Below are 14,892 nucleotides of genomic sequence, written 5' to 3'. Positions count from 1 at the left end.
AACACGTATAACAATACCGATCAACCATGGAAGTTGCTGCTGTAAAGATCAGGGGCCCCCTCCTGCTCATCTGCATGATATTTTTTGTCCTGGGTTTCTTCACCTGGGTCAATGCCATGCTGATCCCCTATTTTAAGGTGGCCTGCGAGCTTACTAATTTTGAGTCCTACCTGGTGACGTTTGCATTTTATATTTCCTACCTGGTCATTGCCCTGCCGGCGTCCCTATTGTTGAACAAGGTGGGCTTTAAGAAGGGCATGACGACCGCCTTTTTCTTAATGGCAACAGGAGCCTTTACTTTCATCCCAGCCGCCTATTCCCGCTCTTACCTGGTATTCCTGTTAGGATTGTTCATCATCGGCATAGGTCTGGCTATTTTGCAAACGGCGGTCAATCCGTATGTGACCTTGCTTGGTGCCAGAGAACGGGCCGCTCAGCGTATCAGCATCATGGGCATCTGCAATAAGACCGCTGGTATTATCGCCCCGCTGCTGTTGGCCGCGGCGATCATCCGGCCGGGCGATACTCAGCTCTTCCACGCTATTCCTGGTATGGCCGCAGCAGAAAAAGATGCGGCGCTGAATATGCTGGTCCGGCGGCTGATCCTCCCTTATGCCACTGTAGGCGGAATACTTAGTCTGCTTGGACTGCTGATCCGTTATTCTCCTTTGCCCGAACCGGGCAAAGCCACACAACAAGCGGTCGGCCACCGGCCTGTCTGGCAGCATCCCCATCTGGTATTAGGAGCTGTGGCCATTTTCCTGCACGTAGGCTCCCAGCTCATCGCGGTAGATACCATTATCAACTACGCGCATGCCCGGGGGTTATCCATTCCGGAGGCTAAATCCTTTCCTTCATACACGCTCTTCACCACTATTTGCGGATATCTGCTGGGCATCAGCCTCATACCCTGGGCCATTTCCCAGCTCACCGCGCTGAAAATATGTACACTGCTAGGCGTTGTGCTTAGCGTGATGGTAGCGACTATAAGTGGCACCGTGCATTTCCTGGGCCATACCACAGATATTTCCGTGTGGTTCCTGGTGTTGCTGGGCTTTGCCAATTCCATGATCTGGGCTGGCATTTGGCCTCTGGCGCTTGATGGTCTTGGCTCGCAGGCCAAGCTGGGTGCATCGCTGCTCATTATGGGCCTTAGCGGTAATGCGGTACTACCGCTGCTCTATGGCCGCCTGGCAGATGTGAATGGCCACCAGCCAGCTTACTGGGTGCTGCTGCCCTGTTATATCTTCCTTACGTTTTATGCGTTCTATGGGCATAATATAAAAAAATGGAGCCTATGCAATTGAAAATTATAAATGCACGTGCGCTGACACCTTTCCAGCTTATTGAACAGTGCTCAGTACTGGTTCACGAAGGCAGGATAACAGGCATTGAACAAGGGCATAGCGACGTTGCCGCAGATCAGGTGATCGATGCCGCGGGCCAATACCTGGCACCTGGCTTTATTGATATCCATGTACACGGCGGCGGCGGTTATGATTTTATGGATAATACTGTGGAGGCCTTCCTGGGAATTGCCCAGCTACATGCCCGCTTTGGCACTACTGCTATTGCCCCCACAACGCTGAGTTGTGAACAGGAAGATCTGCTGGAGACACTGGACACTTACGAAAAAGCCCATGCGCTGAACAAGCAGGGTGCCACCTTTATCGGGATGCACATAGAGGGACCTTATTTTTCTATGGAGCAGCGTGGTGCGCAGGACCCACGCTATATCCGTGCACCCGTGCCGGCAGAATATGAAGCGATTATCGCGCGGTATGATTTCATCAAACGCTGGAGCGCTGCTCCCGAACTGGCAGGAGCAATGACCTTTGGCCGCTATCTGAAAAGCAGGAACATACTACCGGCTATTGCGCATACCAATGCCATTGATGAAGATGTGTTTGAGGCGTTTGCCAACGGCTACACGCATGCCACGCATTTTTATTCCTGCATGTCTACCGTATCGCGCCGCAATGCCTTCCGTTATGCAGGTGTCGTAGAAGCTGCCTACCTTCTGGACGACATGACTGTAGAGATCATCGCAGATGGCAAGCATCTGCCTGCCTCATTATTGAAGCTCGTATACAAAATAAAAGGTCCGGATAAAATTGCCCTGATTACCGATGCCATGCGGGGGGCCGGTATGCCGCCAGGACCAAGCATTTTGGGCGGCAACAAAAACGGGCAGCAGGTGATCATTGAAGATGGTGTGGCTAAACTACCCGACAGGAGCGCCTTTGCGGGTAGCGTAGCTACCGCCGATATGCTGGTCCGCAATATGGTGCGCATGGCCGGCATCCCTTTGTCCGAAGCCGTGCAGATGATGACAGCTAGTCCGGCCAGGATCATGGGCATTGCAGCGCAAAAAGGCACACTGGAGAAAGGCAAAGATGCCGACCTCGTGATCTTCGATGAAGACATCCGGGTAAGCCACACCATTGTTGGTGGCCACATTGTATTTTAAACAACTTTGTTCATGGAAGTGCATCAATTCAAAAAAGACAACTTACGTGTAAACGTATTCGCTGACCGAAATGCCCTGGGCCAGGCTGCAGCAGAAATGGCCGCACAGCAATTGCAGCAGCTCACCGCGTTACAGATGCCAGTAAACGTGATCTTTGCTGCGGCGCCCTCTCAGAACGAATTCCTGACGGCGTTGCTAAGCTATAAGGGCATAGACTGGCGCAGGATCAACGCCTTTCATATGGACGAATATATTGACTTGCCGGCCAATGCTCCGCAGTCATTTGGTCAATTCCTCCGCTCACGCATCTTTGAAAAAGTGCCGTTTGCTTCTGTGCATTACCTGAACGGAAATACACCGGATACCGAATGCGTCCGTTACACACAGTTGCTCAGAGACAACCCACCAGATGTTGTATTCATGGGTATTGGCGAGAATACGCATATTGCTTTCAACGACCCGCATACGGCGGATTTTGAAGATAAACAGTGGGTAAAACAAGTCTCACTGGATGATGCCTGCCGGCAGCAACAGGTGAATGATGGCTGCTTTACCAGCATTTTCGAAGTGCCCACTCATGCTATTACTCTTACTGTGCCTGCGTTGATGAAAGCCGCGACAATATACTGCATAGTACCCGGCCCTACCAAGCGTCAGGCTGTGCGCCACACTCTGATGGCACCGGTATCCAGCGCCTTTCCCTCCACGATACTCCGTACGCATGGTAACGCCATGCTTTTCCTGGACCAGGATAGTTATCAACCTCTTTAAACACGACACATGAAATTATGCCTGCGACTGTTTGCAATTCTCCTCTTCATTTTTTCCTCTGCGACTTACTCAAACGGGCAGACCAACTTTGCTGTCCGGGGTTTTCACATCGACCTCCGTATACAGGTAATGAAGATGCCCGCACTCAAGGCACTGGTAAAGCAACTCAGTGACAATGGCATCAATACTTTGCTGATGGAATGGGAAGGGAGTTATCCTTTCCTGGAAGCGCCGGTCATTCCTAATCGTTACGCCTATACGCGAGCGGAAATCGCAGGTTTCATTGCATATTGCAAAAGCCTGCATGTGGACGTGATCCCGCTGCAACAAAGCTTTGGCCATGTAGAATACATCCTGCGCAATTATCAATATGCTGCGTTACGGGAAGATCCCAGGGACTTGTCGCAGGTGTGTCCCAGTCAGGTGGAACTGAACAGGGCATTGTTCACCAAATTGTTCAAAGACCTTGCTGCCACGCATGCATCTCCCTTTATCCACATCGGCTGTGATGAAACACACCTGCTGGGTCATTGCGCTTTGTGCCGGCAACGCGCTGATTCCATGGGGGTATCCAAACTTTACTTCGACCATGTGAAAATGCTCTGCGATATCGTAGTAAGCCTGGGCAAGCGCCCTGTACTCTGGGCGGACATTGCGTTGAAATACCCGCAATACCTGCAGCAATTGCCCAAACAAACTGTACTGATAGACTGGAACTATGGCTGGCCACTGGATCATTTTGGCGACCATACCGCTCTCCTAAAAAGCGGCTACGAGGTTTGGGGCGCTCCTGCCCTGCGCAGCGAGCCTGACAACTATTGCCTGACCCGGTGGCAACACCATTTCAATAATATCAGCACCTTTATCCCTTCCTGTCGTCAATTGGGCTATCAGGGCATCATTATGACTTCCTGGTCTACCTCCGGTGAATACGATGCCCGGTTCGATGCCAACGGCGAACTGAAAGACCTATATGCTGTACGTCATGTGTACCCGTTAAGCGGTTTTAACCTGCTGATAAATGCATATTTGCAGGCTACAAAGCAACAAGAGGCGCTTAACATCGACGACTTCTTTACCCACTACTGCCACGAACAGTATGGGCTCAACAAACAGGCAGCGGTGCAACTATATGAAGCCTTGTACAAGGCCAGCTACGCTGTGACGAATGGCAAGGTATTGTCGCCCATGCCCATGACGGTACAGCAATTGCTGGATAGCGCACGACAGAGCGCCGGTATCCTTCATGCATTGAAGCCCACCAGGCATGTGGAGGAATTTGAGCACTACCGCCTTATGGCCGATATCCGGGTATATTATCTCCGTTATATCAATATTGAAGCAGCACTCAATGCAGGAACAGCCACCACTGCATATGCTGCCCAACTGAAGGCGCTGATGGCTACGGAACCTGCGCTAAACAAGACTTTTGAACGACTGAATGGAGCTGTACTTTATCCATCGGAAATAGAGGAGGAAAACACGATCAGATGTTACAGAACTCATCAGCTATATGAGCGGCTCATTCACAAGAAATGAATTCCTTTTTTACCTGAAAATGGCGACCATCAGGCATTGAAATCTAATTTAAAATGGGAACTATTCCCGTTTATTGCAATCGTATATCCTTATCCTTCAAGAAACTTAGGAAACATTTTTTCTTTAAATTTAGTACATGGAAAAGATTACCCCCGATGACATTCGCTATTCCGATCTTGCAGAAAAAAGGTTCAACAAACGCTTTACAGGAAAGCCTGAGTATATACGTCTTCCAACGTCTACAAAAGAGGTAGTAGAGGCCGTACAGGAGGCTGTGAACAGTAAACGGCGACCAGTGGTACGCAGTGGTGGGCATTGTCTGGAGGGATTCGTGTCAGACCCTGCGGTGCAGGTGCTTATCGATATCTCTCTTATGACCGACATCCATTATGACGCTGAACAGGCGGCCTTTGCAGTGGAGGGCGGTGCTACGGTAGGTGAGATGTATCGCAGACTGTTCCTGGGTTGGGGAGTGGTTCTTCCTGCGGGTGAACACCCCGGCATAGGTATGGGCGGACATGTACTGGGTGGTGCCTTCGGTTTTCTTTGCCGGGAATATGGATTGGCGGCAGACTACCTGTATGGAATAGAACTGGTGACTGTCGATGCAACCGGTAAGGCCTATAGTGTTATCGCTACGCGGGAAACAACTGATCCTAACCGTGAGCTCTGGTGGGCGCATACCGGCGGTGGCGGTGGGAACTTTGGCATTGTAACCCGTTACTGGCTGCGGTCTCCGGATTCCAACGGATCTGATCCTTATTCAGCGCTGCCAAAAGCACCAGCATCCATTACCACCTTCCGGGTGGCATGGGACTGGAAGCTCTTTGATGAGACATCGTTTTCCCATCTTGTGCGAAATTTCGGAGCATGGAGCCTGCAGAACAGTCGTCCCGACTCTCCTTACACACAATTGTTCAGCATACTTTTTTTGAATCACCGTAACCTGGGCAAACTGGAAATAAAAGGGCTTTCTACAGGGGGCGTCCAGCTTATAGATGAACATCTGGCCGCTATTGCGGGGCCTATTGGCTTACCCTATATACAACAGATCGAGGAAAGCTCATGGCTGCGCTTTGCACTCAATCCCTTTCCCGAATTATTTCAACCGGGTTTCGATAATGTACAGGCAAAAGTGAAGGATGCTTTCTTCCGGCAACCCTTCACCGACAGCCAGATTGCGACCGCCTATAAATATCTCACCGCGGATGTAAAAATAGGAGGCCTATTAGGTATGGCAACCTACGGTGGTAAAGTAAATACCGTACCGCCGGATGCCACCGCATCAGCACAACGGGATTGCATTATGGATGTTGCCTGCAATACCGGCTGGGTAGATCCGGAAGGTGCGGCAGCTAGTCTGGACTGGGTTCGTAATTTTTATAAGGCCCTCTTTCCCGGTTCTGGCGGTGTACCTGTACCTAATGAACAGACTGATGGTAGCATGATCAATCATCCGGATACAGATCTCGCCGACCCCGAATGGAATCAATCAGGCGTTCCATGGCATACACTTTATTATAAAGAGAATTATCCACGGTTGCAGAACGTGAAAACCAAATGGGACCCGCTGAATATATTTTATCATGCGTTGTCTATACAGCTGGCTGGGTAACAGCAGAGACAAGTACTTTCCTGAGGAATTGATTTACTGATAACAAATACACCTTTCCTTCCATATCGGTTAAGTATGGCCTGGATCTGCGATGGAAATAATCTTTGCAAGAACATTCCTTACTATCTATGGATATTGCTGATCCCTTAGGCTATATATGGTCGCCAAAGAATAGGAAAAACTTTTTTAATCAGAAACATTTTTGAATACCTGTGGGTGCCTGTCTATTGCCTCCTTTATCTATTGTGTACCTCACTCGGCGCATATCCAAAATAATTGGAAAAGCTCGTTGAGAAACTGGCCGGGGTCCCAAAGCCGACCTTATATGCGACCTCTGCCACTGTGGTGTCCCCAGCTTTCAACAAGACCAGTGCTTGTTGCAACCGCACCATACGAATCAGGTCACCGGGAGGGTGTCCGGTAGCACTTTTTAATTTACGGTGCAATTGCGCCCTGCTTAGCGCAACCAGATCACAGAGCATATCAACACCAAACAGTTCGTTGTCCAGCTGTGCTTCAATAATATTACGCACTTTGTCCATAAAACGCACTTCCTGTGGTGGCAAGGACCCGGCGGCAGGTTTCCATGCTTCCTCACGGAGGTAACGTTCCTGTAATTGTGTTCGGGTCCTGATCAACCCTTCTACAAGTGCCAGTAACTCGGTTGGTTCAAAAGGTTTTGACAGGTAGGCGTCGGCACCAGCTTCCCATCCTTTAGTCCTGCTATCCAACCCGCTCCTGGCGGTAAGCATCAGTACCGGTATGTGGCTGGTTAATTCCTGCTCTTTTATTTTATTACAAACCTCATAACCATCCATTCCTGGCATCATCAGATCGGTGATAATGAGGTCGGGAATATATTTTCGGGCGAGCCTGAGCCCTTCATCCCCATTTGGTGCAGTCAATGTCCTGAACTGTGTGCCAAATGTGATCCTGATGAATTCCCGGAGCTGGTCATTGTCTTCGATAACAAGCAGTACAGGACGTTCATCGGTAAAATTGTCATTTTCATCTTCATGTATAAGATCCGTGTTAGACGGTAAAGAGAAATGTACATCACCAGTATTCGCCTGTAAATTTGCAATTGGCAGCTTCACTTTTACAGTCGTACCTACATGTTCGGCACTGTTGATATGGATCGTCCCACCAAGTAATTCGACAAGTTCACGGGTGAGGGCCAGGCCAATTCCACTACCTTCATTTGAACGCTTATCCGATGAATCTACCTGGTAAAACCGGTCGAAAATGTAGGGCAGCTTTGTGGCGTTTATACCAATTCCCTGATCCGTGATGCTAAGTAGCAAAACAACACTTTCAGGCCCTTTCTCCACAGCGATATTTACGAGTATCGTTCCACCGGTCAAACTGAATTTAACCGCGTTAGAAAGCAAATTCCGGAGAATCATAATTAGCTTTCCGGAATCAATAGTGCCGTGTAAACGATTGAACGGACACTTGAAATCAATAGTGATCTTTTTTTGGGCGGCATCCCCGGCAAATGGCATCAATACAGCTGACGTTGTAGTGAGGATATCGGTATCTGCAGTTACAATTTCCATTTTACCCTCCTCCAGTTTACTCAGGTCGAGCAACTGGTTAATTAGGAGCAGAAGCTGCTTCGCATTCTGTTTGATCAATTCGGCTTGCTGTCGCTCTGCTGCATTCCCGGCTTTTGTCGCCAGTAAGCTGGCAGGCCCAATGATCAAGGATAAGGGTGTTCTGAATTCATGGGTTAGGTTAACCATAAACCGGGATTTCACCACATCCATTTCCTGCAGTTTTTGTGCCTGACTTTGCACCTCCAGTGTGCGTTCAGCCACCGTTTCTTCCAACCGCTCCGCTTGTCCTGTCAGTATCCTGCTTTTTTCCATCTCCTGCGCAAGGTTTAGAGCTGACAGTTGCTCTATTTCCTGCAATCTGGTGGTGAGACTGCGGTTAATATCTGCAAAGTCAAGCGCGAGATAAATGGAAAAAGATACCGGCATAGCAAGGAGGCCGATGCTCATCCATTCACTGATCAGCTGGTTATTTCCCTTCATCAATCCAAGTATGTCGCTTCCAACTAACAAATAGAAGATGGTGACGGTGAACATTCCTGCACCAATCAGCCAGATTCTTGGTTTTCTGCGAAGTATGGCCTTTATCAGCGCATACATTCCATCTATGATCACGAGCAAAAAATAACTAATTTCCAATAGCGAGATCGTTGTTCCGTCAGGGTTACTGTTGGACAAAAAATAATATAACAGGGTTAGCAAGCCGAATGAGGCTACCCCCAGTACACGCTTGCGTGGCAAGCGATCATAGCTGACACTATACAAAAAAATACCTGCGAAAAAAATAGCAACAATGATCCCTGCCTCGAAAAGATCTGCGGTAATCCGTTGCATATAAGGATCTGTCGTACCAACAGTAAGGTAATACATGTAAAGTACCGCTGCGGTCGAGAGTACAAAAAGGCTGTAATAAAGGTTCAGCCGCTGCCGGGGGTAAAAAGCGAAAAGGGCGAGGTGAAGCAGTACCAATGCCAGTTGGGCGCTGATGCTGGCCAGTAAAAAGGTATTCGTCTTTAACCCATCAAGTGCATAGGTCGACAGTTGCTCATAGGTACCAGCCCATACCTGGAAACCGGTGTACTCCGGAAAGGCCGGCTCACTATTTACATACCTTATTGTAAGAAGGTGTGGCCGTTGATCTGGTATTATAAAGGGAAACACAATGAAAGGAACACGTTCCGAACGGGTTTCTGCTTTTGTTTTGCCGATCCTACCCGTTTCTCCTATCTTCTTTCCGTCTATATAGATCTCAGTGGCACCATTTTGACCGATCCGAAGCGCCAGCATAGTACCGGTCAGGTGTTCATCTACCTTAAGCCATAATCTGAACCAGCCGCCTCCGTTCCAGCCGCTGGGTTGCCCGGTACTGCCAAACACGGTTGTTGCCACTGTCCAGGTGCTGTCTGTAATAGCCGGGTCACTATAATCCGTGCCATCAGTAATATGGAAAAGCCAGGGCATACTATGCAACGCAAAACCTTTTTCATAAACTTTTAAACTGTCTGTCCTCAATACCGGAACAGCTGCCATAACGGACAGGTGACCTACACAGAGAAAGCGCAGGAAGGCTAATGTTATAGGAAACCACAGACGGGGCATAACTTAAATTTAAGTTTTTTGAAGCAACAAGTAAACAACCGGTTCACGGATGCGCTGAAACAACTCGCAGCAGATTGACACCCATAAGGTAAAACATGATAAATGGAAAAGCCGGCACTGCCACCAGGTAACTAATGGTAGAAAAAGGTGCTGGAGTGGCTGGGGGAATCAAATTAATAAGGGCTGCACACAGGCTCACAGTGACATAGGTCCGTACAGCTGGAACCCTAAAATAGCCGGCCTTTCCCAGTGCGAGAGCAAACATTGCAGCGGCCAGATAAATCATCGAAACCTGAACTGTGTCGATTAGCAGGAACAGTTCCTGAAACGCAAGGTACCAGTCGGGGCGGTACGCTGTTTTAAAATTCCGGAACGCTTCGGAAAGAAAACTCCCCCAATAGGCCATGTTTATTATAAAAAGTGGTATGGCCAATGTCATCAGCCCCAGGCCTAATGACGCAAACAATTTACCTACATCAGTTAACCATTTGTAAAGTAGCGCCGTGCCGAGGTATGCCAGTACTCCACCTAATATTAGCAGGTTGTACCGGGAATGCTGTTCCCCGACAAGGCTGAGCCAACCCTGGACGGTCTGCGGCGGCCGACCCATTCCGCCAAAAATGGGAAAAATAACCCAGGGGGCAATGAGTAACAGAGCCGCAAAAGTAAACATCAGATTGTGGGATGACAGACGTTTCAGAAAACTTCGTATGGCGGCAAGCATCATCATAGTATTGATTAACCAGGCAGGCAGATACCACCAGCAATTCACATGACCAACACCGAAACCCAGCAGTGCGACCAGGAAAGGCACTGACCTCAAATAAAACAGGCAGATCTTCTGTGTACCGCTTAGGCCAGTATGTTTGTTAGCATCGATTCTGATCGACTGCTGCAGTTTTTCTTTGCTCATAATTAGTTTAATGTGTTTCGTTTATCGGTTTTGGTTATAGAATTGCTATGCCACCTGTTATTTTTATTGGCCAGGTTTTTCTTTTTGTCGATAACAACTTATTGTACAACAAGGTCAGCTTCGGCAGTCAGCTCATTATCGGTTTTAACCTTGTCCCAAATGCGTACTTTGACGTGGTAGGTTTCCCCGGCTACCATTGGTTGTGCAATGGTGATATCTCCGCGCAGTTCGCTGGCATCAGCCGGCAGATGGCCAAGGTCGCCATCAAACAGGTCGGCGGCGTTAAGCACCGGTGTACCCTTTTTATCAGTAACCAAAAGCATCATCCCCGGGAAGACCTTGCCATCTTTAAGCCCATAATTGCTTATGTCAAGCGCTACTATAGCTATCTGGCTATTCAATTGTACTTTATTATCGGTCATTCGTTTGTTATCCGGGTCAATTAATAAAACATCCCGCACGCGAAAACCATTGTAGCTGTAAAATAAGCCGGTGCGGAAGTCTTTATTGACGCCTTTACTATAGTTGCATCCGGCAAATATTACGCAGCTTAGTATCAATGTGATAATGTGTTGTTTTTTCATTTTTAATTTATTGGCTTATAGAAATATAAAACCTTTGCTGCCGCCGGCCGTTGGTAAGCGACATTGTTATCAAAGCCGGGACTGATCATCAATTACATCCCGAATGGGGGGCAATTGATTTGATCGCACCACAGGTTCTAATGCCGGTGAAATGCTTCACAAATAAACATAGCCTACCTGGAAAACACTTTCGCGCATGTTTCAAATGCTTTCGAGTTTGTTGCATTCTATCAGGAACCCATAAATAATAGTTGAAGATCAGGCCTTTACCACCTTACCTGGGGTACAACCAATATAGCGCGAGAAACTTGCCACCGGTACCTGCCGGCCAGCGACTGCCGGATAAATTCCTACAGGTCATGATGGTATAAAGTAGTAATTGAAAAAGATTACGAAGTAAGAGCAGAACTACTGGGCCGGCTTGGGTTTGTGATCTTAATGAGTTTAACCATAATTATTCTTTATTACAGGAAGGATGATGCCAGCGGATAAAGAACCAGGTTGCTATCAAAGCAACTACCAATACAAGTAATTGAAATAGCTCTCCAATAGTCTCTGTCCTGGCTATCAATTCTTTAGAAGCATCTTTTGTAAAAGATAGTTTCCAGATCGATGCCGAGTTCCCCTTCATCCCTACAAAAACCTGTGAAAAATTCAATGCAACATGTATCCCTGTAGGAACAGCGATCCCTTTAGACCATACTGCTGCCAATCCAAAAACGAATGCCCAGACAAAGGGTCCCATAAATGCAGTATAGACATTCCAGCCACCTGCTACATGATATAAGGCAAAAGCAACTGCGGAAATTACCAGTGAGACCCACAATCCGAAGACTTTGTTCAATACTAAAAATGAATATGATCTGAATGCTATTTCTTCCATTAAAGCTAATGGGTAAATAGATAAATAGGAAACCAGCATCCATATGTCAACTCCTTTGTTATTCTTCAGCACCTGAAGAGGACTCCATTGCAATAAGCTTAGAAAAATAACTGCAAAAATGGCTGTTCCTAACAGGATCCCTTTAATGAATCTGAAAAAGCTATTCCGTTCCCAGAACAATCCAAACTCCTTAAATGATCGTTTTTCAAATTTCAGGAAGATCCAGGTAACAAAAAAAGCAATCAGGGTGCCGGTTATGCCATTCCTCAATCCCTGTGCCCGGGAATTAAGGGCAGGAAAAAAGGAATATAAAGTGGAAACAGTTATAAATAATCCTACAAAAACGATCCAGAAAAGGATTATACGAAACAGTACTTTAACCTTTGGATAGTTAGCTAACAGTTTTACCATATTAAGTTTCATTGGTTCAGACAAAACTATTATCTTAGAAAGACATTCATTTACGTCAAATACATATGACGTAAGAATGACGTTGACCACCATGCTTAATCAACTATGTATCAATTAACTAAAAAAGATATTGCCTGCCTGATTAAAGAAGGTCGGGTAATTCAGGGATATACACAGCAGGAATTATCTGAATTGACGGGTATCAGTCTCAGATCCATACAACGGATCGAAAATGAAGAGGTTTTACCCCGGTCTTATACCATCCGTGTGCTTGCCACGCAATTAGGAGTTTTGAGCAAGCTCACTCAACAAGAATCTCGTACACCTGTACAAGAGATTACAAAGGAGCCCGAAATACCTCCGGTAAATATTGAGCCTTCCCAGCAGGTAAATTCTTCTTCCTTTCCCCCGAAGGTGTTAAACAAACCCCGAAGGATCATTCTTTCAATAGGAATAGGTGTTTTATTAATTTTAGGTACAGCTGCCTTTATTGCTCAATCTGCCAAATTCCCGGAAACGCCTTTTGAATGCCTGCTATTATGGATGGGAATCGCAGGTGCATATATGATAACGTTGTTGATGTTGTGGAAATAAAATTCCAGGTATCGTTAATCCCAAGAGAGCAATTATATACTCATTTTTCTCTTAAATGCTGGCATAAGCAATATACTTTAAGACGATCCGGTTTTCTTTGAATTTTCCTGCCGTATAAATAAGCTCACCGACGGAAAGTCAGGCAGTCCGTCCTATTAAAAATTACTATACCCTGCCATAAGTCATTATTTTATAGTAGTTATGGCGAAATATAAATTTTTATATTCTGCCACAAGTGGTTATTTTTACCTAGTTGTGGCGAAATATAAATTATATCCAGATGGAACAACTTATAGGAAGAGAAGAAGAAAAAGTAATACTACAGAGGGCCTTGGAATCTAATGAGGCTGAATTAGTGGCCATATATGGTCGTCGAAGAATAGGGAAAACTTTTCTAATCAGGAACTTTTTTGAGACACAGATAATTTTTGAATTTTCGGGCATCCATAATGCGACTCTGAGCGACCAACTGGCTAATTTCGCACAGGCGCTTACACTCTCTATGAAAAGTTTACCTGTAGAGCCCCCAGTTAACTGGAGGCAAGCTTTTAACATGCTGGAAAAGTATATAGGACCTCTTATAAAAAAGCAAAAGCGGGTTTTATTCTTTGATGAATTCCCTTGGATACAAACACCAAGATCAGGGTTTATGCAGGCATTTGAATATTTCTGGAATATGTGGGCCTCCCGACAAAAAAATCTGGTCGTAGTAATCTGCGGATCTGCTGCTTCATGGATGATTCAGAAAGTAATCAACAACCGGGGAGGACTTCATAACAGGGTTACAAAAAGAATCCGCCTGTTACCTTTTAACCTTAGCGAAACAGCGGCCTATCTGAAAAGCAGAAAAATAAAACTGGATCAATATCAATTGCTGCAGCTTTACATGGCAATGGGTGGTATTCCTTTATATCTTAAAGAAGTGAATACGGGAGAAAGCGCAGCACAGGTATTAGATAGAACATGTTTTAAAAAGAGCGGTTTGTTACATAATGAATTCAAAATACTTTTTCATTCATTATTTGAAGCAGCCATATATCATATGGAAGTGATCAGGGCATTGGCAGCTAAATCCGGCGGACTGACAAGGAATGAAATAATTAAAGCCTGCTCGCTCACATCCGGAGGGGGAACTACACAATTGTTAGATGAATTGTCGGAATCAGGATTTATAACACCCTACGTACCTTTTGATAAAACTATCAGAGATAGCATATATAAGCTTACGGATGAATATTCACTTTTTTACATAAAATTCATAGAAAATAGTAAATCGCAAGGAGCAGGTACCTGGCTAAGGCTATCGGAAAGCGCATCATGGAAAAGTTGGAGTGGCCTTGCATTCGAAAGTATATGTCTTAAACACTCCCAGCAGATTAAAAAAGAAATAGGAATAGCTGATGTTTATACAGAAGTATCTCCATGGCGTTATTCGTCCAAAAAGAAGGAGAAAGGCGCACAAATAGATCTTCTCTTTGACAGAAAAGACAATTGTATCAATCTATGTGAGATTAAATTCTCTCTTTCAGAATTTATTATAGACAAAAACTACGCTACAGTATTAAAACAAAAAGAAACTGTTTTCCGTGAGAGAACCAAAACCCGTAAAATGCTTTTTCTTACCCTTATAACCACTTATGGTGCAAAAAAGAACGACAATTACATTAACCTTATACAGAAAGAGGTAACTATGGAGGCTTTATTTAAAGATTCCTGGTAGTATTTAATTCTTAAATACTATCTGATGAAATTGTTAAATAATTTAAGTGTCTAAACAGGTGCAAACCTATTAAATACTTAATTCGAAAAACCGTTGATTATGAATAAGAACTTTGCAGATGAATACAAAAGAGTTATGATCGTTATTGTTTTATGGACGAGAAGAATTTACGTTGTCGCTTTTAATGTTTATGCATGGTATTGGTTGTATAGACAGATATTTATCAGACAGTCTACC

At 45.8% G+C, this 14,892-nt stretch carries 11 protein-coding genes; 7 read left to right on the top strand and 4 right to left on the bottom strand.

What is annotated here, in order from left to right:
• The first annotated feature begins 26 nt into the window (after positions 1 to 26).
• The 5 genes from BMW86_RS21555 to BMW86_RS21535 all read left to right on the top strand — a co-directional run bounded on the left by BMW86_RS21555 (position 27) and on the right by BMW86_RS21535 (position 6,395).
• Positions 27 to 1,307, top strand: a complete 1,281-nt coding sequence (locus BMW86_RS21555) for a sugar MFS transporter (RefSeq protein WP_089784018.1) — start codon at positions 27 to 29, stop codon at positions 1,305 to 1,307.
• On the top strand, positions 1,298 to 2,470 hold the full coding sequence (nagA, locus tag BMW86_RS21550) for an N-acetylglucosamine-6-phosphate deacetylase (protein ID WP_089785729.1): 1,173 nt from the start codon (positions 1,298 to 1,300) through the stop codon (positions 2,468 to 2,470). The genes BMW86_RS21555 and nagA overlap by 10 nt, the downstream gene beginning before the upstream one ends.
• Before the next feature lie 12 nt (positions 2,471 to 2,482).
• The gene (locus tag BMW86_RS21545; protein ID WP_089784017.1) at positions 2,483 to 3,241 is read left to right on the top strand and encodes a glucosamine-6-phosphate deaminase; all 759 of its coding nucleotides are present in this window, start codon (positions 2,483 to 2,485) and stop codon (positions 3,239 to 3,241) included.
• Between the two features lie 9 nt (positions 3,242 to 3,250).
• Positions 3,251 to 4,780, top strand: coding sequence for a family 20 glycosylhydrolase (locus BMW86_RS21540; RefSeq protein ID WP_089784016.1), 1,530 nt, complete (start codon positions 3,251 to 3,253; stop codon positions 4,778 to 4,780).
• A 136-nt stretch (positions 4,781 to 4,916) separates the two neighbouring features.
• Positions 4,917 to 6,395: an FAD-binding oxidoreductase gene (locus tag BMW86_RS21535; RefSeq protein ID WP_089784015.1), complete on the top strand. Its 1,479-nt coding sequence runs from the start codon at positions 4,917 to 4,919 to the stop codon at positions 6,393 to 6,395.
• A gap of 236 nt (positions 6,396 to 6,631) precedes the next feature.
• Here BMW86_RS21535 and BMW86_RS21530 read toward each other — a convergent pair whose 3' ends face one another.
• The 4 genes from BMW86_RS21530 to BMW86_RS21515 form a co-directional block, all read right to left on the bottom strand.
• On the bottom strand, positions 6,632 to 9,550 hold the full coding sequence (locus BMW86_RS21530) for an ATP-binding protein (RefSeq protein WP_089784014.1): 2,919 nt from the start codon (positions 9,548 to 9,550) through the stop codon (positions 6,632 to 6,634).
• A 43-nt stretch (positions 9,551 to 9,593) separates the two neighbouring features.
• Entirely contained in the window at positions 9,594 to 10,463 is an 870-nt protein-coding gene (locus tag BMW86_RS21525) for a hypothetical protein (RefSeq protein ID WP_089784013.1), read from the bottom strand.
• 98 nt (positions 10,464 to 10,561) lie between these two features.
• On the bottom strand, positions 10,562 to 11,047 hold the full coding sequence (locus tag BMW86_RS21520) for a hypothetical protein (protein WP_089784012.1): 486 nt from the start codon (positions 11,045 to 11,047) through the stop codon (positions 10,562 to 10,564).
• 454 nt (positions 11,048 to 11,501) lie between these two features.
• Positions 11,502 to 12,341, bottom strand: coding sequence for a CPBP family intramembrane glutamic endopeptidase (locus tag BMW86_RS21515; RefSeq protein WP_177189350.1), 840 nt, complete (start codon positions 12,339 to 12,341; stop codon positions 11,502 to 11,504).
• A 105-nt stretch (positions 12,342 to 12,446) separates the two neighbouring features.
• On the opposite strand from BMW86_RS21515, the gene BMW86_RS21510 reads away from it, so the two are divergent.
• Positions 12,447 to 12,935 carry a helix-turn-helix domain-containing protein gene (locus tag BMW86_RS21510; protein ID WP_089784010.1) on the top strand — a complete coding sequence of 163 codons (489 nt, stop codon included), beginning with the start codon at positions 12,447 to 12,449 and terminating at the stop codon, positions 12,933 to 12,935.
• A gap of 280 nt (positions 12,936 to 13,215) precedes the next feature.
• Entirely contained in the window at positions 13,216 to 14,655 is a 1,440-nt protein-coding gene (locus BMW86_RS21505) for an AAA family ATPase (RefSeq protein ID WP_089784009.1), read from the top strand.
• Positions 14,656 to 14,892: the final 237 nt, after the last annotated feature.

It is taken from the genome of Chitinophaga sp. YR573 (assembly GCF_900110995.1).
Taxonomy (GTDB): domain Bacteria; phylum Bacteroidota; class Bacteroidia; order Chitinophagales; family Chitinophagaceae; genus Chitinophaga.
This window is presented reverse-complemented; position numbering and strand designations above follow the sequence as displayed.